We start from the raw sequence: 18121 nt of genomic DNA on the forward strand, positions 1-18121 counted from the left end.
TTCAACAATTTTTTTCCGATAAATATTTCCAGTACCTTTTTGGAATGTGCTTTACGTGTAATTCCATATTTTTTCGAGAGACTATATTGCTGCTTTTAAAGTAATTGCCCCACAGTTGTTGAAATTGTATCTCTTCTATTGTAAAGTATTGTGAAGCTTGCGATTTTTGATTAATAGTGGAAGAAATTTCCAAAGTAACCATTTCTACATTTTCTAGGTTGTAATAAATGCCATATTTCCTTTTTAAGTCATAGATAATCCATTTTTGGTCTGCGTATCTTTTTTTGAAATGATCTGCATTTAGAGGCAAAACATTAAAATCTGGTTCAACTGTAGCAAAATAAATTCCATCCTGTGTAAGTCGAAACCGAACAAAAGCGTCCATTCTATGTTTTTCGCGACTTACTTTTTTTGCAATCTTATCAATTGTAAGCACATTATAATCGGTAAAATCGGTTTCAATATTTTTTTCAGATGATAAAGCGCGCTTAATGTACCCCAGCATTATATTTTCAACTTCTATGACTTCGCTTAAAAAAGATTTGTAAAGTTTTTTCTTCCCCTCTGCTGATATTTTTTTTGAAATCCCTTTCCAAACTCTTTTGGCTTTTAGTGGATTTGTAATGATTTCTTCTTCGGTATCAAAAAAAGTTGAGGCTGAATAGACTTTTTTTAAGATGGAAGCATCATCTATTTTATTTTCATAACAATGGAAAACTGCGGATAAAAACCCTTCAAAAGTGCCGTCGTATTTTAAAATTGTCATTACGCTGAATTTATAGTTTGCGACTCAAAAAGATTTAGCTGTGCGCTTAGTGTTGAAGAGAATTTACTAGTAGCGTTGTTCAGTATAAGTCCTTTTAGCTGCGCTGCCGTTCTATCTTTTGTTTCAAAAATTCTAGAGTCACAAGTAATAAAGTACTTTGCTCTATTTAGTGAAGCGCCAATTGATTTAAGATTTTCCCAGTTTAAATTTCTGTATCGTCTTGCTTGGATTATTTTGTGTACAGACTTAGTTCCCAAACCTGGGACGCGTAACAACATTCGGGTATCCGCCTTGTTTATATCAATTGGAAACTGATCCAAATTTCGAAGTGCCCAGCTCAATTTTGGATCAATATCTGATTCTAAATTGGGAAAATCACTATTCAGCAATTCACGAATATCAAAACCATAAAAGCGAAGGAGCCAATCTGTTTGGTACAATCTATTTTCGCGCAATAATGGTACAGCGGTGCCTATTGATGGTAAGCGATGGTCGTGGCTAATTGGAATATATCCCGAGTAATAAACCCTTTTCAAATTAAAGGATTTGTAGAAATAGGCAGAAGTATACATTATTTCGGCATCTGTTTCGCCACTGGCTCCCACTATCATTTGGGTACTTTGCCCGGCTGGTGCGTAAATAGGGACTTTTTTTAAAAGTTTTCTTTCACTTTTATATTGAATTATTTCGTTCTTTACCTTTTCCATAGGCTTTATGAAATCTTTTCGGTCTTTATCTGGAGCTAGTAGTTTTAGCCCTTTTTCTGTTGGAATTTCTATATTCACTGAAAGCCTATCAGCATAAAGTCCAGCCTCGCGCATCAATTCATCGCTTGCTCCGGGAATTGATTTTAAATGAATATAACCATTAAAATTTTCCTCTTCGCGCAATTTTTTGGCTACCGCAACAAGGCGTTCCATTGTGTAATCTGCATTCTTAAAAATCCCACTACTCAGGAAAAGTCCTTCAATATAATTTCTTCTGTAGAAATTAATTGTAAGATCTACAACTTCCTGAATTTGAAAAGCCGCCCTTTTTATATCGTTACTTTTTCGGGTGACGCAATAAGCGCAATCAAAAATGCAATGGTTGGTCAATAAAATTTTTAAGAGCGACACGCATCTTCCATCTTCTGTATAACTGTGGCATATTCCCATTCCGCTGCTATTTCCCAAGCCTTTATTGTTGTTTTTCCTATTACTTCCGCTGGAAGAACAGGAAACATCATATTTAGCGGCATCTGCAAGAATGCTTAATTTTTCTTTTATTCTTTCAAAATCCATAGTCCTAATTTGGAGTATCGCCAAAATTAAGGAAATATTCCTAATTCATTGGATATGCTCCACATTTAATTTGGATATTTTCCAAAATATTCTATATTTGTTTTATGGGAATACAAATATCTATTGAGGCACAACGGTTTAAAAAACTTCGGGAAGAGCTTAGACACACACAACAGTCTTTTGCAGAATTATTAGATATAGGTTTTACAACTGCAGATATTGAAAGGGGAAAAACCAAGATTACGGGTAAGATTGTAATGGAACTTATGGCTCAATTTAATATAAACCCTTTGTGGCTTTATGGTAAAAGTTTTGAAAAGCACATTGATACTTCGCGGGGTGATGTTAGCCCAAAGGTTATAACAATAGATTCTTCGGGGGAGGATAGTATCTTATTGGTAAACCAAAAAGCGGCAGCGGGTTACCCTAACAATATTCACGACATGGGTTGGTATCAAACCTTGCCAGCTTTTAATATTCCTTTGCCAGAATATCGTAATGCTTCCTATCGTGGCTTTCAGGTTGATGGCGATAGTATGTTGCCAAATATTAAACCAAATGAGTGGGTATTGGGTCGAGCAGTGCCAAGTATAAATGAAGCGACTGATAGTAAGATTTACATAGTGGTTTTAAGAGATTCGGTTTTGGTTAAGAAACTTCAAAAAATTCCTAATAATCCGCAGAGCATAAGGCTTATTTCTCTTAATGTTGAATATTTGCCCATTGATGTAAAAGTGAAGGATATTCAAGAGCTATGGCTAGTGAACAGTAAATTGAGTTTTGGGGTAGATGAACCTTCTGAAAGTAATTTGCTTCGCCAACTTCAACAATCCATGGATGAGTTGAAAGGTCAGATAAGTGGTTTAAAATAAAATAAAGGGATATTCCCTTATGGAACATCCCTTTAGTATTGGAATAAAAGATAAAAACTAGTCTTTATCTTTTTCTTTTATTTTAACATTACCGTCATCGTCAGTTTTTATTTTAACCTTTTCGTCTTCGGTTTCCATTTTTATTTTGTCACCATCATCTTTTACTTGAATATCTGCGCCTTTGTCCTGCATTTCTTCAATTATTTCTTCTTTTTCGGTTTTTTGATCTCTACAAGAAGAAAGGGAAATTGTTAAAAACCCTGCAAATAAGGCAATCATTGTTAGCTTTTTCATGTTTTAAAGTTTAAGTTAGAGTTATTAATTTATTTATCATTTCCGATTTCATCAATTTTTTTATCAATTTCTTGATTGACTTCCTTGTCCACTTCTTTAGCCGTTCTTTCAAGAATACCTTCTTTATCTTTAGGTGTTTCTGCTTCAACCTGAACTTCTCTTATAACTTCTTTAGTTTCGGTTTTTTTTTCACGACAAGACCCAAATGCCAATGTAGTAATTGAAATTAGTAAAAATAATTTCTTCATAATTAGATTGTTTTAATTGTTTGAACAAATCTACCTTTTTATAAATGCGAATTTTATAATTAAATACTAAAAAATGTAAAAAGTTTACTAATTTATAATCAATATTTTAAAAATTTAATTATTTCATTGATATTTTAACTTCTTTTTAGTTGTAATTTTCTATAATGTAATTTATTATTTTTTTAGTTGCTCCAATATTTTTATTTACAAAGTGACCTGAAATCATCCCGGTTTTATTTCTGAAATCGGCATTATTAATAAATTTAGATAAAATTTCACTGCATTCATCAGCGTTTTCTACGGAAAATAAACCTGCCAAATCACGAAGACGGAGAGCTTCGGGGAAATTTTCATAATTTTTTCCAATAATGATTGGTACTCCAAAAGTTGCAGGTTCCAAAATATTGTGTAGCCCAGTTTTGCCCATTGCCCCGCCAACATATGCAATATCAGCATAACTGTACAATTTGCTCAACAGGCCTATGCAATCAATTATCAACACGGCATATTCAGAAATATTTACTTCATCAATTTTAGAATGTAAAACAGTTTTCTTGAGAATATTTTTAGTAAAAGCTTCAATTTTATCCGGTTCAATTTTGTGAGGGGCAATAATGAATTTTACATTTTCAGGAGCCGAATTTATATAATCCAGCAGTATTGCCTCATCCTCTTGCCAGATACTTCCGCAAACAATACATATGGAATTTCCTTTAAATTCATCAGCAAATTTTAAAGTGTTGTCCATTTGAATTTGATGCGAAACCCTGTCAAACCGAGTGTCGCCGCTAACTTTTATGTTTTTGAAACCGATACTTTGTAAAAGCCTTTCGGAATTTTCATCTTGTACAAAAAAGTGTTCAAAAGTAGCGAGAGCTTTTCTCATAAAGCCACCGAAAGGTTTAAAGAAAATTTGTTTTTCTCTAAAAACTCCTGAAACCAAAAGTGTGGGAATATTTTTTTTCTGAAGTTCAAAAAGATAGTTGGGCCAAAATTCATATTTTACAAATAGCGCCATTGAGGGGTGAATTGTCGCAATGAACTTTTTTGCATTTAATTGGGTGTCCATTGGCAAATAAACTACTGCGTCAGCTAAGGGAGTATTTTTCTTAATTTCGAAACCTGAAGGAGAAAAAAAGCTGACCACAATTTTATGGTCGGGTTTTAGTTTTTTTAATGCCTCCATTATGGGCACACCCTGTTCAAACTCACCCAATGAAGCGCAATGGAACCAAATGGTTTTATCTTCTGAGGAAATTTGTTGTTGAAGGATTTCAAAAACGTCTTTTCTACCATTGACAAAAAGTTTCATTTTCTTATTGAAACGCGCCACAATACTCAAACCAAAGGATGCCAAATAAATTAATAAATTATAGACTGTGTGCATACCGCTAAAATACCAAATTTCACGCACCAATTTCCAAATGTAAACCTCAATAACTAAATAACCCATTAACTCATTAACTCTATCTGAAACAAATATCATTTTCGTAATTTTACCAAATTCAATATTTAGTTTAATTAAAGCCACTTCTGCCTGCGCAGGGGAATCATATGAAAAAAATACAAATGGTTGACCTTAAGGGTCAGTATGAAAATATAAAGGAACGCGTGGACAGTTCAATAATGAACGTGATTGAAACCACGGCTTTTGTAAATGGCCCTGAAGTTCACGAATTTCAAAAGGAGCTTGAGCACTATTTAGATGTAAAACATGTAATTCCCTGTGCAAACGGAACCGATGCTTTGCAAATTGCAATGATGGGGCTCGGTTTAAAGCCAGGCGATGAGGTTATAACGGCAGACTTTACCTTTGCCGCTACTGTTGAAGTTATTGCCCTTTTGCAACTCACTCCTGTATTGGTAGATGTTGACCCGATCAACTTTAATATAGATGTTGAAGCCATTAAAAAAGCAATTACCCCGAAAACGAAAGCAATAGTTCCCGTACACCTTTTTGGCCTTGCAGCAAATATGGACGAGATTATGGCAATAGCGAAAGAACATAATCTTTATGTAATAGAAGATAACGCCCAAGGTATTGGAGCAAATTATACTTCAAAAGATGGTTCAAAGAAAAAAACAGGAACCATTGGCCATGTAGCTTCTACTTCGTTTTTCCCGTCAAAGAATTTAGGATGTTACGGTGATGGTGGTGCCATTTTTACTAATGATGATGATTTGGCACACATTATTCGAGGCATTGTAAATCACGGAATGTACGTGCGTTACCATCACGATGTAGTGGGTGTGAACAGTAGATTAGATTCTATTCAAGCTGCAGTGCTCCGAGTAAAATTGCCGCATTTGGACGAATATAACGCTGCGCGTAGAAATGCCGCCCGAAAATACAGTAAGGCTTTTGCGGAAGTTGAAAACATAATAACCCCAACCGGATTTTGTGCTAATGGCAATACTATTTGTGATGTTTGTGACTGCCACGTCTTTCACCAATACACTTTAAAAATCGTAAATTCAGATCGCGATGCTTTGGTGAATCACTTAAATGAAAAAGGAATTCCTTGTGGGGTTTATTATCCTATTCCGTTACACCTTCAAAAAGCTTATAAAGACGAACGCTATAAAGAGGAAGATTTTGTGGTTACAAATCAATTGATAAAAGAAGTGATTTCGTTGCCGATGCATACAGAGTTGGATGATGAGCAGATTAAATATATCACCGACACTATTATAAATTTCGTTACCAAATAATGAAAAAAATCCTTGTTACAGGCGGTTTGGGTTATATAGGTTCCCATACTGTCGTTGAACTTCAAAATTCAGGTTATAATGTTATCATTATTGATAACCTTTCAAATTCATCTTTGGATGTTTTGGAAGGAATAACTAATATTTCTAAAACCCCACCAGCTTTTGAAAGGCTTGATCTTCGTATAAAAGCAGATGTTTCAGATTTTTTCAAAAGAAATCAAGATATCGAGGGAATCATTCATTTTGCTGCCAGCAAAGCTGTAGGTGAAAGCGTTGTAAATCCATTGCTTTATTACGAAAATAATCTAAACACATTAATTTATTTGCTACAGGAATGTAATGGGTACGGAATTGAAAACTTTATTTTCAGTTCCTCGTGCACGGTTTATGGGGAGCCTGATTCACTTCCGATTACTGAAGATGCGCCAGTTAAACCTGCAACTTCACCATACGGTAACACAAAACAGATAAGTGAAGAAATATTAAAAGATACGTGCTCCATTTCTACTTTAAAAGCTATTGCGCTGCGCTATTTTAATCCAATTGGCGCGCACGAAACAGCTGAAATTGGAGAGCTTCCCGCAGGCGTACCGCAAAATCTTGTTCCTTTTATAACGCAGACTGCCGCTGGATTAAGAAAAGAACTATCCGTTTTTGGAGATGATTACCCTACAGAAGATGGAAGTTGCGTCCGCGATTATATTCATGTCGTGGATTTGGCAAAAGCGCATGTTATTGCTTTGCAAAGATTGCTTTCAGCTAAAAATGAAACTCAGTTCGAGGTTTTTAATTTGGGTACAGGTAGGGGGAGTTCTGTTTTAGAAGTTGTGAATTCATTCGAAAAAACAACTGGTGAAAAATTGAATTATAAAATAGTACCACGTCGCCCCGGTGATGTGATTTCTGTTTATGCAAATACCAAAAAAGCAAATGATATTTTAGGCTGGAAATCGGAAAAAACAATGGAAGATGCTTTAGAATCGGCTTGGAAATGGGAGAAAAAAATCAGAAACATCTCATAAACAGTATTTTAATTAAGGTTTAACGCTAATAATTTGGAATTGGAGCCTAGCATTTGTTTCTTTGCACTTCAATAGTACTCTGGACTTTTACTTTTTAGACAATGTCTTGTAGGTTAAAGGGGGTCAAAAAGATAAAAATGAAGTTAGTTTCAGTGAAACGACAAACAAAATCAGAAAAACGATTTACCGAGAAAATGGGAATGTTCACCACAAGTGTGGTTTACATCAAAAAAACATTTTTAAAAGTACCTTTTCGTACAGTCCACAAATATCGTGAAACCTATTATGGCAAAGTGAAAGATTGTGTAGATTGTAAGATAAGTTCATAAGAATTTTTAATATAATTGAAAAAAACGCCAAAGGGTAATTTCTCTTTGGCGTTTTTTTATAATCTTGAACTCGAAATCTTCAATTATATTTCAGCTTTTTCAGTTTCAGATGAAGCATCAATCTTTTTTACCAATCCTTGCAAAACATTTCCAGGTCCAACTTCTATAAATTTTGTGGCGCCATCTTTTATCATATTTTGAATACTCTGTGTCCATTTAACAGGAGCGGTAAGTTGGAAGATGAGGTTTTCTTTAATTTCTGAAGGGTCTGTAACCGCAAACGTTGAAACGTTTTGATAGATTGGGCAAGCAGGTTCAGTAAATTGGGTAGCTTCAATTGCAGCTGCCAATTCTTCGCGAGCAGGTTCCATCAATGGACTGTGGAAGGCACCGCCAACAGGTAAAATTAAAGCTCTTCGCGCCCCCGCTTCTTTTAAACTCTCACAGGCTTTACCCACTGCATTCACATCGCCAGAAATTACTAATTGACCGGGACAGTTGTAATTTGCGGCAACCACAATACCAGGTGTATTTGCACAGATTTCTTCAACTAAATGGTCTTCCAGTCCTAAAACTGCAGCCATTGTTGATGGTGTCAATTCGCAAGCGTGCTGCATTGCCAACGCGCGTTTGTAAACTAACTTCAAGCCGTCACTAAAAGCAAGCGTTCTATTTGCAACCAGCGCAGAAATTTCGCCTAAGGAATGTCCGGCAACCATATCGGGCTGAAATTTGCTTCCCATCACTTCCGCCAAAATTGTGGAATGAAGAAAAATTGCGGGTTGGGTAACCTTTGTTTCTTTCAGCTCATCAGCAGTGCCTTCAAACATTATTTTGGTGATATCGAAGCCCAAAATTTCATTGGCTTGTTGGAAAAGTTCTTTTGCTTTTGAAGAATTATCGTATAGGTCTTTGCCCATTCCGGTGAACTGGGCGCCTTGTCCGGGAAATATATATGCTTTCATTTTCTAATTTTTGTAAAAACAAAAATAGGATTAATTCTATAAAAATCGCTTGATAATTCCTTTCACTTGCTGCAAGTAACCACTTCCAAATATATTGAGATGGACTAATAAATAATACAATTGCCAAAGTGGAACACGTTCTTTCCATCCATCAGTTAAAGGAAAAATAGCATTGTAATTTGAAAAAACCTCTTCTGAAAAGCCTCCAAATAATTTCATCATAGCTAAATCCATTTCGCGTGGGGCAAAAGCTACAGCTGGATCTATTAAAACAGGATTTCCATTTTCTGAAACCATATAATTGCCATTCCAAAGATCTCCGTGTATTAACGATGGTGGTTCACTTGGGATTTCCCCCGAAATGTTTTTATAAAATTCCTCTAGATTTTTGAAATTGAAACCGTTTTCCGAAGCCATTTTAAACTGTGGGTCTAAACGTTGTGATATGTAAAATTCCGATACTGCACTTCGGTATTCGTTTTTCTGAGGTAGACTACCTATATAGTTATTATGATTCAGGCCAAATTGTTCACTGGAGGTTTTATGGAGTTTTGCCAAGTTTTCAGCAAATGATTCCCAAAAAATATTCAATTTATTGCCTGGTGAAATATATTCCAATAGTAAGTAAGAAGATTTTTGAAATTCTCCTTCGGCAATAACATTTGGGATTTTAAAACTATGGGATTGTTTCAGCAATTGCAGCCCTTTAGCTTCAGCATCAAATATTCTGGGGAATTTTAAGGCATCATTTAATTTTATAACAAAAATTCCTTCGTGACATTTTAAATGATAAACATCATTAATATCTCCGCCCGTCAGTGATTTGTATTCAAGTAATTGAAGGTTATTTTGGGATGCTATTTGTGATAATAACTGTTTCAAAATAAGAAGCAGATTTCAATGGTTTCAATAATAAATTAAGTCTTACTATTATTTGCGTACCCAAGTTTGATAATCAAACGAATATGTATGTCTTTCATCTTTTTGATGTTTCAAATCAGAAGTTAGTTGCCATTCATCAGCTGAAAATTCTGGAAAAAATGTATCGGCCTCTGTAAAACTTCCGTGTACGCGGGTCAGTTCAATTTTATCTGCAACGGGTAATCCCACTTTATATATTTCACCTCCGCCAATTATAAAAGGCTGATCATCATCTTTGGCGATTTTTAAAGCTTCCTGCATGTCGTGAACTACTACGGCACCTTCTTTTTTGTAGCTTTTGTTTCTAGTAATTACAACGTGAATTCTATTTGGTAAAAGCTTTGGAAAAGTTTCAAAAGTCTTTCGTCCCATAATAATATGATGACCCGTGGTGAGTTGTTTAAAGCGCTTAAAATCATCGGGTAGATGCCAAAGAAGATCATTGTCTTTGCCCAATTCATTGTTTTCGCCAGCAGCGGCAATCATTGTAATCATTCTACGTCTGGAGGTAAAGGGTTGTTCAGTTCGTTTTTTTTTATTTGTTCGGAAGTCTTTGTGGGCAGTTGCAGTTCGGTATCCACTTTATTCTGAAGTTCTGCCATACGCTCAGCTTGGCGGGCTTTCAGTTTTTCAAGTTGGCGGTCTTCCCACTCTGTGCCCATAAACTTATTCATCACAAAAACGTTGAAAAGATGTATTAAAAAGATAAATGTCCAAATTAAAATCGCCCAGATAAACCAATCTTTTATAAAGAAATTTTCACCGTAACCCAAAAGAGGATTTATAATAATCAACAAAACGGAACCTACCAAAAAAACAATAAAATGGCGCATTAAATTTTTTTTCTGCTTGATGCGATGGCGCGCATACTCATATTGCTCGCGTTGTTCGGAATCAATTCTTTCAGTTTTTTTAGTTTTTGAGAACATAGTTAAGTATTTTCGTTGAAAGTAAACTGAACATTTCAGTGATGTAAAAATACCCTTTTTTCGTCTTTTAGACTATTCAATTATGGAAGAAATACGCAAACATTTCCCAGCTTTATCATCTTGTACTTACTTAAACACAGCTTCAAACGGAGTGATACCCAAGCCCGTAGTGGAATGGCGGAGAATACACGATATGGACTTGATGAATCACGCTAGTGTTTTTCGGGACCAGCATAAAAAGCACATTGAACAAATTCGAAAAACGGTTGCTGATTTTTTTAATGCTTCGAAAGAAGAAATAGCTTTGGTGCCCAATTTTTCGTTTGGAATAAATACCGTTTTAGAAGGACTTCCCAAGGAACAAAAAATCCTTCTTTTAAAAAACGATTATCCTTCAATACTTTGGCCAGTAGAAATACGCGATTTCAACATCTGCTATGCTGAAATTGATGAACATTTGGAACGAAATATCGCTGCGGCAGTAGAAAAACATAAACCAGATATATTTATGTTTAGCATTGTTCAATGGTTGAATGGCGTTCAAATTGACTTGGATTTCTTAAAGCAATTAAAAAGCAATCATCCCAATTTATTGCTTATTGCAGACGGTACCCAATATTTAGGAACCGAGATATTCGATTTTAAAGAAAACGCAATTGATGTTTTAGGAGCCAGTGCTTATAAATGGCTAACGGCCGGATACGGCAATGGGTTTGTAATGGTGAAAGAAACTGCCCGTGAACGTATTTTTCCAAAGACCTTAGGTTTTAATAGTGCAGAACGGTTTGAAAGCAAAGCAGAAGAAACAACATTTATGAAGCATTTTGAACCAGGTCATCAAGATACTTTGAATTATGGAAGTTTGGAGCAAGCATTACTTTTTGCAAAAGGACTGGGAAGGGAAAGATTGTATGATCATATTGTTTCGCTTTCGAGTAAGGCAAAGGAAGGCTTTTCTGAACTTGGTTTGTTGAATAGTACAACGCTATTGCGGAAGCGACATTCATCTATATTTAATTTGAAAGGAGATGCGGCGTTATTTGAAAAATTGAAAAATAATGGTATTATTTGTTCGCCGCGCGGAGGCGGTATTCGGGTGAGTTTCCATTATTATAATACGGAAGAAGAGATTGAGAATTTATTGAAATTATTAAAATAATTACTCTTTTACTTCCACACCTTTCCAAAAAGCCACGTGATTTTTAATCGCATCGGCCGCTGGTTTTGGATTAGGGTAATACCAAGCTGCGTCTTTGTTTTGTTTTCCATCAACTTCAATTGTAAAATAGGAAGCCTCCCCTTTCCACGGGCAGTGGGTGTGCGTATTGCTAGGTTTGAAAAATTCTTTTTTTATTGCATCGGAGGGAAAGTAATGATTGTTTTCAATTTTTACGGTTTCCTTTGTTTCTGCAATTGTTTTGTTGTTCCAAATAGCTTTCATGGTTGATTTTAAGTGTTTAAAAATAGGATGGTTAAGATAATTTGCTTGGGCATCCAGGATCCGTAAAAATAGCGCGTTTTAGGCTTTTCTGAAAACGTAATTTTTATAATATCCTTTATCGTCCGCGAAGAAGGTTTCAATTTCTAGACCAGCTTCTTCTGCTAGCCAACTAACAATTTTGTCGTCATATTTTTGTGAAATTTCTGTGTGTATTGTTTCCCACTGATCAAAATTCAATTTAAGTTGAAGCTTTTCAATTGTCACTTTCATTTCTTTTGTAGCAACTAAAAAGCTTTTTGCCGTTCCGGTTTCTGGATCATAGACTTCCCAATGCTTGAAGTTTTCAATTTCAAAATTTCCGTCGAATTCTCTGTTAATTCGCGTTAGGATATTTTTGTTGAAAGCTTCGGTAATTCCACTTTCATCATTATAAGCTTCAAGGATGGTTTGAGGATTTTTCTTTTGATCAAAGCCCATAAAGAGTAAATCATCGGGAAGCATTGTATCTTTCAGTTTTGTGAGAAAATCAATAGCTTTTGGATGTGGAAGGTTGCCGATGTTACTTCCCAAAACCATAATTACTTTTTTCCGTTTGTTGAAACCTTTCAACCTTTCCAAAACTTCAAAATATTCGCCTACTTCAGCATCTACGTTTAGTGTGGGCATTTCTTGCGCTAAGTTATTGGAAAGCAACTCCACGGCATTTTCGCTGATATCAATAGGTTTATAGACAAAGTTGAAATCGTTCTCGTCCATATATTTTAAAAGCACCTTTGTTTTTTTACCATCGCCAGCTCCCAATTCTATAAGGTCTAAGCCATTTTTTCTATCTCGAATTAATTCCCCAATCACGGAAGTATTATTTAAAATTATTTCAAATTCACAGCCTGTCAGGTAATAGCTGGGCATATCCATAATATCCTGAAAAAGCTTATCGCCCTTTTTATCGTAAAAATATTTTGAGGAAAGATATTTTGGAAAGCTGGTAAGGCCTTCGGTTACTTCTTTTTTGAACATAGTGTTCTGCTGCGGTTTTATTTTTGTTGTCATAGAAATATAGTCGTGTTTATTTTGCCAACCTTAAACCAGTAAACTGCCACCTTGAATTGGTTTGAAAAAAATTGCGATATGTTGCTCGTGTGTGTTTATTTGATGTTGCTACAGAACCGCCACGAAGCACTTTTTGGTTTACCATAAATTTGCCGTTGTACTCCCCAATTGCGCCAGGAGCTTTGGCATAGCCAGGGTACGGTAAATAAGCACTTTCGGTCCATTCCCATCGGCTGCCCCATTTAAAATTGTGCTGTGCTGCTTCCCATTCAAACTCGGTGGGAAGACGGCAATTTTTCCATTGGGCAAAAGCAAAAGCTTCAAAATAGGAAATGTGTGAAACGGGCGCTTCCAAATTTATTTTTTGAAGTCCTTTCATTGTATATTGGTGCCAATCTCCATCAATATTGTGCCAATACATAGGTGAAGCAATATTGTTTTTCTGCACCCAGTCCCAACCTTCAGCGTGCCAAAGGTTAAAATCTTTGTAACCATTTGCATTTATAAATTCGAGGTATTCATTATTGGTAATGAGTTTGTTAGATATTTTATAATCTTGAAGATACACCTTGTGGCGACCCAGTTCATTATCGTAACAGAACTCTTCTTCATTATTATAACCTATTTCATAGATGCCTTCCTCCGTTTCAATCCAATCCTGTTGAAAATTTTGGATTGGGTTTTCTGAAAATGAATCGCTGTATTTTGGGAGTAAGGGGTTATTGCCGAGAATGTATTTAATATCTGTAGTAAGAAGTTCTTGATGTTGTTTTTCGTGATGGATCCCTATTAAAAGCAGTTCCTCAATTTCCATTGAAATTTCTTCGGAAAGGAATTCCTTCATTTCGTGTGTAACATAATGGCGATAATCATAAACCTTTGCTACACTTGGTCGGGAAAGGTTTCCTCTGTCATTTCTAATTACGCGCTTGCCCACATTTTCATAGTAACTATTAAAAACAAAAGCGAAGTCTTCGTGAAACAAACGGTAGTTGGGTTTATGAGGCTTTAATATAAATTCTTCAAAAAACCAAGTGGTGTGGCCAAGGTGCCATTTTGGAGGTGAAACATCTACAATAGGCTGAACAACGTAGTCTTCAATTTCCAAAGGTTTGCAAATATTTTCGGTATGTTGGCGAGTTTCGAGAAAGAAGGAAGCTAGTGTATCGGTTGCAATCATAAAAAAAAGCGCCGCATTTTTTTTCACGACACTTTAAATATAAAAATTAAAATTGTTCAATACTATTTAACAGACGTTAAACAGTTGTTAAACTAGTTTCTATCAACGTTAGGATTTTCTTTTATTTTTTCTGACATTAATCTTTTTGGGAGGCTCTATTTTGAAAATAATTGGCAGCGAATATAAAACTCCAACCGCCTCACCCCTTTGTTTCCCTGGTTTCATTTGAGGAAGATTGCTAACCACTCGGACTGCCTCTTTTTCAATTTCAGGATATTCTGCACGTGCGCGTACACCTACAACTTTTCCTTGTTTGTCAATTTTAAATTGAACTGCCGTTCTATAGGTATTTGGAGGTAAATTCAGTGCTTCAATTTTTTTCATTCTAAAATTGCTGTTGATAAACTCAGAAATTTTTGTTGACATGCAGTCTCTAAGTTCTGTATTACTGTTTCCTTCACAACCAGGATAAACAGGGACATTCTCAATTACTGCGTAGGGTATATCTTCTTTTGCAATTTCAGATTCTGAAACTTCGGTCACACCTCCTTCCTGAGCAAAAGCTGAAAAAGAAAAAATGATGGCTGTGAATATTAAGAATTTATTCAGCATATTATTTCTCATTTAAAAACTAAATGGAACTGCCATTTTGATTGCTCTCGGTTTTCCGCCCATCATTCCGGGTTTTGCCATTTTTGGGATTGCCAGAATGTTTCTTTTTGCTTCATCCTGCAATTCCTTTGTTCCGCCTGAAACGCTATTTACTTCAACCAATCCTTTTTCATTGATGGTAAAATTTACAATAACCTTTATTTTTTCTTTTTTCTGGTAACCTTCGGGAAATTTAAAGTTTTTTGAAATATGTGTAGCTAGTTTTTGATTGAAACAAGCGTCTCTTTTTGCAGCGTCACCAGATTCGCAGCCAGGCCAAATGGGAGCGATTTCTTTTAAGGTTACTGTATTTTTATTGACATTGCCCCATTCTTCTTGGGCAAAAATTGTAGTTGAAAAAAGAATGCAGATTACAAAAAGTAGGTTTTTCATTGGGACATATAGGTTAAAATTAAATAGCAACAGCACCTTTGATGTGTGCATGTGGGTTATAGTCAACCAGTGTAAAATCATCAAAAGTGAAGCCAAATATATCTTTTACATCTGGATTGAGCAACATTTTTGGTAATGGACGCGGTTCACGTGAAAGCTGAAGTTCTACTTGTTCAAAATGATTACTGTAAATATGGGCATCGCCAAAGGTATGAACAAAATCGCCAGGCTGGTATCCACAAACCTGAGCAACCATCATTGTCAATAATGCGTATGAAGCAATATTAAAAGGAACGCCCAAGAATATATCTGCACTTCTTTGATAGAGTTGGCAGGATAATTTTCCGTCCGCAACATAAAATTGAAAAAAAGCATGGCAGGGCGGAAGCGCCGCTTTTCCATTCGCCACATTTTCGGAAAATGGTTTTGAAGTATTTGGCATCACACTTGGGTTCCAAGCGCTAACAAGCATTCGGCGGCTGTCTGGATTTGTTTTAAGTGTTTGTATTATTTCTGAAATCTGATCAATTTCCTCACTGTTCCAATTTCTCCATTGATGCCCATATACGGGGCCAAGATCGCCATTCTCATCTGCCCATTCGTTCCAAATACGCACGCCGTTTTCCTGAAGGTATTTTATGTTTGTGTCCCCATTCAAAAACCATAAAAGTTCATAAATTATGGATTTTAAGTGAAGTTTTTTGGTAGTTACCATTGGGAAACCTTCGCTAAGATCAAAACGCATTTGGTAGCCAAAAACGCTTTTGGTGCCCGTGCCTGTTCGGTCCTTCTTTTCGGTGCCATGTTCAATAACGTGTTTTAGTAGGTCGTGGTATTGTTTCATTTTAAGGTAATCTAAATTGTTGGCTTAAAAATACTAATAGCGAAGTTGATGCTCAAATTATTTAAGAATTGCTTTTAAATAAGTTATTAACGATTTAACATTTATTTTAGAAATTGTTTATTTTTGTCAGATATTCGTTAAACAATGAAAAAAACGTATAACACTCCACATGGTCCTATGGATTGCTATGAAAACTATTTGGTATTTCATTTGTCTTCTGATGGAATAACCGGGGAAGCAGCAAAAGAGATTCTTTCATTTGCTGGAGCTCATTATAAGAATAAAAAATATGTTTTTATTGCCAGTCGCAAATTCGCCTCGCCTATTTCACCAGCTGCTTATAGAGCCATAAATCCAAAATATATGGTTGGACTTGCCATTGTTTCCGGAAGTGATGTCGTTAAAGAAGAAGCGTACAATGAGCAGGGCCTCTTTAAAGGAGCCTTTAGTTATTTTAAAACAATAGCTGAAGCTGAAGATTGGGCAAATACTGTCGTTCGAAAATCTTAGCCAATTATCATTCCCGCAATTGTCGCTGAAATTAGCGATGCAATAGTACCCCCAATTAATGCCTTCATTCCAAATTTAGAAAGTGTTTTGCGCTGGCCTGGTGCTAATGAGCCTATTCCTCCAATTTGAATCCCAATGGATGCAAAATTCGCAAAACCGCAAAGCATATATGTTGCCATAATGATACTTTTCTCATAATTGAGATGTAGTTCGTTTGACACGTTTTTAAGCTCCGCCAATTGTATATAACCTACAAATTCACTTGCAGCGAGTTTAATTCCCAGAAGTTGGCCCATCATCATCATATCATCCGTGGCAACACCAATTAGCCACATTAAGGGAGCGAAAACGGTTCCTAAAACGGCTTCCAAAGAGAGGCTTTTATACGCAGAATTTGCAGCAACCCATTGGTTAATAGTGGTAACATCGCCAACCCAACCAAGAATTCCGTTAAGCATTGCAATAAATGCAACAAAAACCAAAAGCATAGCACCAACATTTACAGCAAGTCGCAAACCTTCAGTTGTTCCATTAGCAATGGCATCTAAAAAGTTCGAGCCAATTTTTTCGGACGAAACGTGTACGTCAGTATCTATAGGTTCAGTTTGTGGGTATAATATTTTTGATATAACGATTGCGCCCGGCGCAGCCATTACAGAAGCTGCCAAAAGGTGTTTTGCAAACGTCAATCGTAATTCCGGATCATCCCCGCCCAAAAAACCAATGTAGGCCGCAAGTACGTCACCGGCGACAGTAGCCATCCCGCCTATCATTACCAAAAGCATTTCGCTCTTGTTCATTTTTTCCAAATAAGCTTTTATAAGAAGCGGTGCTTCGGTCTGTCCCAAAAAGATGTTTCCTGCAACGCTTAAGCTTTCAGCTCCAGAAATGTGCAATAATTTTGTAAGTAGCCAGCCCATTCCTTTAACAATAACTTGAATAATACCAAAGTAAAAAAGAACTGAGGTTAAAGCGGAGAAGAAGATAATGGTCGGCAAAACCTGAAAAGCAAAAATAAAACCAAAGGAATTTATATCCAGCATTCCACCAAAGAGGAATTCGCTTCCCGCTTTTGTATATTCCAAAACATTTACAAAAAGTTGGCCAACTGCTTCAAAACCACTTTTTATAAAACCCACTTTCAGCACACCAATAGCTATCAAAAGCTGAAATGCGAGGCCGATGCCAACCGTTTTCCAGTTTATAGCTTTTCTGTTTGCGCTGAAAAGAAATGCAATTAATAGTAGAGAAACCATTCCTAAGATTCCTCGCCAGAAACTCTGCATTGTAAAACCTTCACTTGGAATAATATCTGAAGAATTTGCAGCGGTGGCCAAGACAGACGCTACTTCTGTTTTGGGAGCCTTCAGTTGGTATTTATAATTATTTTCAGAAAGGGCAAGTGTGGTATCGGTTACATTCTCCACCCGAAATCTTCTAATACTATCATTGGGTTTATTGAAGAAAAGCACCAATAAATTATTTTGAAAAATATAATCACCACTAGATATTAGACTGTCTTTGGGTGAAAGTTGGTATTCAAACGAACCGTTTTCAAGTATTAAATAATCATTTTCAGAATTAATTTTGAGGATTGAAAGACCATTTTCGTCTTTTACTTCAGAAAACTGCCAAGTTTTTTCAATACTTTGTCCAAAAACAGTTCCAAAGCATAAAATGGCGAGCGTTGCAATTAAAAATTTCTGCATAA

At 35.9% G+C, this 18121-nt stretch carries 22 protein-coding genes; 6 read left to right on the forward strand and 16 right to left on the reverse strand.

Going from position 1 to position 18121, the window contains the following annotated elements; translation table 11 throughout:
* Position 1 precedes the first annotated feature (1 nt).
* Positions 2-766 (reverse strand): TIGR03915 family putative DNA repair protein, encoded by a 765-nt coding sequence (locus tag AEQU1_RS05970; protein ID WP_111879606.1) that lies wholly within the window; start codon positions 764-766, stop codon positions 2-4.
* Positions 766-2049 (reverse strand): putative DNA modification/repair radical SAM protein, encoded by a 1284-nt coding sequence (locus tag AEQU1_RS05975; RefSeq protein WP_111879608.1) that lies wholly within the window; start codon positions 2047-2049, stop codon positions 766-768. The genes AEQU1_RS05970 and AEQU1_RS05975 overlap by 1 nt, the downstream gene beginning before the upstream one ends.
* Before the next feature lie 104 nt (positions 2050-2153).
* Between AEQU1_RS05975 and AEQU1_RS05980 the strand changes: the two genes are divergently transcribed.
* Entirely contained in the window at positions 2154-2921 is a 768-nt protein-coding gene (locus AEQU1_RS05980; RefSeq protein WP_111879609.1) for a LexA family transcriptional regulator, read from the forward strand.
* A gap of 57 nt (positions 2922-2978) precedes the next feature.
* Here the strand turns inward: AEQU1_RS05980 and AEQU1_RS05985 are convergent, their stop codons facing one another.
* The 3 genes from AEQU1_RS05985 to AEQU1_RS05995 all read right to left on the reverse strand — a co-directional run bounded on the left by AEQU1_RS05985 (position 2979) and on the right by AEQU1_RS05995 (position 4850).
* Positions 2979-3215: a hypothetical protein gene (locus tag AEQU1_RS05985; RefSeq protein ID WP_111879611.1), complete on the reverse strand. Its 237-nt coding sequence runs from the start codon at positions 3213-3215 to the stop codon at positions 2979-2981.
* Positions 3216-3244: 29 nt separating this feature from the next.
* Positions 3245-3463, reverse strand: coding sequence for a hypothetical protein (locus AEQU1_RS05990; protein ID WP_111879612.1), 219 nt, complete (start codon positions 3461-3463; stop codon positions 3245-3247).
* A 145-nt stretch (positions 3464-3608) separates the two neighbouring features.
* Complete coding sequence (locus tag AEQU1_RS05995; RefSeq protein WP_111880003.1) at positions 3609-4850, reverse strand: glycosyltransferase N-terminal domain-containing protein; 1242 nt, start codon at positions 4848-4850, stop codon at positions 3609-3611.
* 167 nt (positions 4851-5017) lie between these two features.
* On the opposite strand from AEQU1_RS05995, the gene AEQU1_RS06000 reads away from it, so the two are divergent.
* The 3 genes from AEQU1_RS06000 (at position 5018) to AEQU1_RS06010 (ending at position 7526) form a co-directional block, all read left to right on the forward strand.
* Positions 5018-6175 carry a DegT/DnrJ/EryC1/StrS aminotransferase family protein gene (locus tag AEQU1_RS06000; protein ID WP_111879614.1) on the forward strand — a complete coding sequence of 386 codons (1158 nt, stop codon included), beginning with the start codon at positions 5018-5020 and terminating at the stop codon, positions 6173-6175.
* On the forward strand, positions 6175-7197 hold the full coding sequence (gene galE, locus AEQU1_RS06005; RefSeq protein WP_111879616.1) for a UDP-glucose 4-epimerase GalE: 1023 nt from the start codon (positions 6175-6177) through the stop codon (positions 7195-7197). The genes AEQU1_RS06000 and galE overlap by 1 nt, the downstream gene beginning before the upstream one ends.
* Before the next feature lie 137 nt (positions 7198-7334).
* Positions 7335-7526, forward strand: coding sequence for a hypothetical protein (locus AEQU1_RS06010; protein WP_111879617.1), 192 nt, complete (start codon positions 7335-7337; stop codon positions 7524-7526).
* Between the two features lie 83 nt (positions 7527-7609).
* Here AEQU1_RS06010 and fabD read toward each other — a convergent pair whose 3' ends face one another.
* The 4 genes from fabD to AEQU1_RS06030 are packed head-to-tail and all read right to left on the reverse strand — an operon-like array spanning position 7610 to position 10341.
* Positions 7610-8491 carry an ACP S-malonyltransferase gene (gene fabD / locus AEQU1_RS06015; RefSeq protein ID WP_111879619.1) on the reverse strand — a complete coding sequence of 294 codons (882 nt, stop codon included), beginning with the start codon at positions 8489-8491 and terminating at the stop codon, positions 7610-7612.
* 36 nt (positions 8492-8527) lie between these two features.
* Positions 8528-9373 carry a fructosamine kinase family protein gene (locus AEQU1_RS06020; protein ID WP_258455162.1) on the reverse strand — a complete coding sequence of 282 codons (846 nt, stop codon included), beginning with the start codon at positions 9371-9373 and terminating at the stop codon, positions 8528-8530.
* A gap of 48 nt (positions 9374-9421) precedes the next feature.
* Positions 9422-9907, reverse strand: a complete 486-nt coding sequence (locus AEQU1_RS06025; RefSeq protein WP_111879622.1) for a dihydrofolate reductase — start codon at positions 9905-9907, stop codon at positions 9422-9424.
* On the reverse strand, positions 9904-10341 hold the full coding sequence (locus tag AEQU1_RS06030) for a 2TM domain-containing protein (protein WP_111879624.1): 438 nt from the start codon (positions 10339-10341) through the stop codon (positions 9904-9906). The genes AEQU1_RS06025 and AEQU1_RS06030 overlap by 4 nt, the downstream gene beginning before the upstream one ends.
* 82 nt (positions 10342-10423) lie before the next feature.
* Here AEQU1_RS06030 and AEQU1_RS06035 point away from each other — a divergent pair, with 82 nt between their 5' ends.
* Complete coding sequence (locus AEQU1_RS06035; RefSeq protein ID WP_111879625.1) at positions 10424-11500, forward strand: aminotransferase class V-fold PLP-dependent enzyme; 1077 nt, start codon at positions 10424-10426, stop codon at positions 11498-11500.
* On the opposite strand, the gene AEQU1_RS06040 is transcribed toward AEQU1_RS06035, so the two are convergent.
* The 6 genes from AEQU1_RS06040 to AEQU1_RS06065 all read right to left on the reverse strand — a co-directional run bounded on the left by AEQU1_RS06040 (position 11501) and on the right by AEQU1_RS06065 (position 15900).
* Positions 11501-11782, reverse strand: coding sequence for a DUF427 domain-containing protein (locus AEQU1_RS06040; RefSeq protein ID WP_111879627.1), 282 nt, complete (start codon positions 11780-11782; stop codon positions 11501-11503).
* A gap of 78 nt (positions 11783-11860) precedes the next feature.
* Entirely contained in the window at positions 11861-12832 is a 972-nt protein-coding gene (locus tag AEQU1_RS06045) for an L-histidine N(alpha)-methyltransferase (RefSeq protein WP_111879629.1), read from the reverse strand.
* A 16-nt stretch (positions 12833-12848) separates the two neighbouring features.
* Positions 12849-14012, reverse strand: coding sequence for an ergothioneine biosynthesis protein EgtB (egtB, locus tag AEQU1_RS06050; protein WP_111880005.1), 1164 nt, complete (start codon positions 14010-14012; stop codon positions 12849-12851).
* A 108-nt stretch (positions 14013-14120) separates the two neighbouring features.
* Entirely contained in the window at positions 14121-14624 is a 504-nt protein-coding gene (locus tag AEQU1_RS06055; protein WP_258455163.1) for an energy transducer TonB, read from the reverse strand.
* A 12-nt stretch (positions 14625-14636) separates the two neighbouring features.
* Entirely contained in the window at positions 14637-15056 is a 420-nt protein-coding gene (locus AEQU1_RS06060; RefSeq protein ID WP_111879632.1) for an energy transducer TonB, read from the reverse strand.
* Between the two features lie 19 nt (positions 15057-15075).
* A complete protein-coding gene (locus AEQU1_RS06065) occupies positions 15076-15900 on the reverse strand; it encodes a thymidylate synthase (protein WP_111879633.1) in 825 nt (274 codons plus the stop codon).
* A gap of 144 nt (positions 15901-16044) precedes the next feature.
* Here AEQU1_RS06065 and AEQU1_RS06070 point away from each other — a divergent pair, with 144 nt between their 5' ends.
* Positions 16045-16410, forward strand: coding sequence for a hypothetical protein (locus tag AEQU1_RS06070; protein WP_111879635.1), 366 nt, complete (start codon positions 16045-16047; stop codon positions 16408-16410).
* Here the strand turns inward: AEQU1_RS06070 and AEQU1_RS06075 are convergent.
* Positions 16407-18119, reverse strand: a complete 1713-nt coding sequence (locus tag AEQU1_RS06075; protein WP_111879636.1) for a NupC/NupG family nucleoside CNT transporter — start codon at positions 18117-18119, stop codon at positions 16407-16409. The two genes, AEQU1_RS06070 and AEQU1_RS06075, sit on opposite strands and share 4 nt — an antisense overlap.
* Between the last annotated feature and the right edge of the window lie 2 nt (positions 18120-18121).

This window comes from Aequorivita sp. CIP111184 (assembly GCF_900489465.1).
GTDB lineage: Bacteria > Bacteroidota > Bacteroidia > Flavobacteriales > Flavobacteriaceae > Aequorivita.

Excerpts from the sequence above, each read along its gene's own strand:
- AEQU1_RS06030 (WP_111879624.1), bottom strand. The coding sequence starts at position 10,341 with ATGTTCTCAAAAACTAAAAAAACTGAAAGAATTGATTCCGAACAACGC.
- AEQU1_RS06040 (WP_111879627.1), bottom strand. The coding sequence starts at position 11,782 with ATGAAAGCTATTTGGAACAACAAAACAATTGCAGAAACAAAGGAAACC.
- AEQU1_RS06000 (WP_111879614.1), top strand. The coding sequence starts at position 5,018 with ATGAAAAAAATACAAATGGTTGACCTTAAGGGTCAGTATGAAAATATA.
- AEQU1_RS05975 (WP_111879608.1), bottom strand. The coding sequence starts at position 2,049 with ATGGATTTTGAAAGAATAAAAGAAAAATTAAGCATTCTTGCAGATGCC.
- AEQU1_RS06070 (WP_111879635.1), top strand. The coding sequence starts at position 16,045 with ATGAAAAAAACGTATAACACTCCACATGGTCCTATGGATTGCTATGAA.
- AEQU1_RS05995 (WP_111880003.1), bottom strand. The coding sequence starts at position 4,850 with ATGCACACAGTCTATAATTTATTAATTTATTTGGCATCCTTTGGTTTG.
- AEQU1_RS05990 (WP_111879612.1), bottom strand. The coding sequence starts at position 3,463 with ATGAAGAAATTATTTTTACTAATTTCAATTACTACATTGGCATTTGGG.
- egtB (WP_111880005.1), bottom strand. The coding sequence starts at position 14,012 with ATGATTGCAACCGATACACTAGCTTCCTTCTTTCTCGAAACTCGCCAA.
- AEQU1_RS06065 (WP_111879633.1), bottom strand. The coding sequence starts at position 15,900 with ATGAAACAATACCACGACCTACTAAAACACGTTATTGAACATGGCACC.
- AEQU1_RS05970 (WP_111879606.1), bottom strand. The coding sequence starts at position 766 with ATGACAATTTTAAAATACGACGGCACTTTTGAAGGGTTTTTATCCGCA.
- AEQU1_RS06010 (WP_111879617.1), top strand. The coding sequence starts at position 7,335 with ATGAAGTTAGTTTCAGTGAAACGACAAACAAAATCAGAAAAACGATTT.
- AEQU1_RS06055 (WP_258455163.1), bottom strand. The coding sequence starts at position 14,624 with ATGCTGAATAAATTCTTAATATTCACAGCCATCATTTTTTCTTTTTCA.
- AEQU1_RS06025 (WP_111879622.1), bottom strand. The coding sequence starts at position 9,907 with ATGATTACAATGATTGCCGCTGCTGGCGAAAACAATGAATTGGGCAAA.
- AEQU1_RS06075 (WP_111879636.1), bottom strand. The coding sequence starts at position 18,119 with ATGCAGAAATTTTTAATTGCAACGCTCGCCATTTTATGCTTTGGAACT.
- AEQU1_RS05985 (WP_111879611.1), bottom strand. The coding sequence starts at position 3,215 with ATGAAAAAGCTAACAATGATTGCCTTATTTGCAGGGTTTTTAACAATT.
- AEQU1_RS06035 (WP_111879625.1), top strand. The coding sequence starts at position 10,424 with ATGGAAGAAATACGCAAACATTTCCCAGCTTTATCATCTTGTACTTAC.
- AEQU1_RS05980 (WP_111879609.1), top strand. The coding sequence starts at position 2,154 with ATGGGAATACAAATATCTATTGAGGCACAACGGTTTAAAAAACTTCGG.
- fabD (WP_111879619.1), bottom strand. The coding sequence starts at position 8,491 with ATGAAAGCATATATATTTCCCGGACAAGGCGCCCAGTTCACCGGAATG.
- AEQU1_RS06060 (WP_111879632.1), bottom strand. The coding sequence starts at position 15,056 with ATGAAAAACCTACTTTTTGTAATCTGCATTCTTTTTTCAACTACAATT.
- AEQU1_RS06045 (WP_111879629.1), bottom strand. The coding sequence starts at position 12,832 with ATGACAACAAAAATAAAACCGCAGCAGAACACTATGTTCAAAAAAGAA.
- galE (WP_111879616.1), top strand. The coding sequence starts at position 6,175 with ATGAAAAAAATCCTTGTTACAGGCGGTTTGGGTTATATAGGTTCCCAT.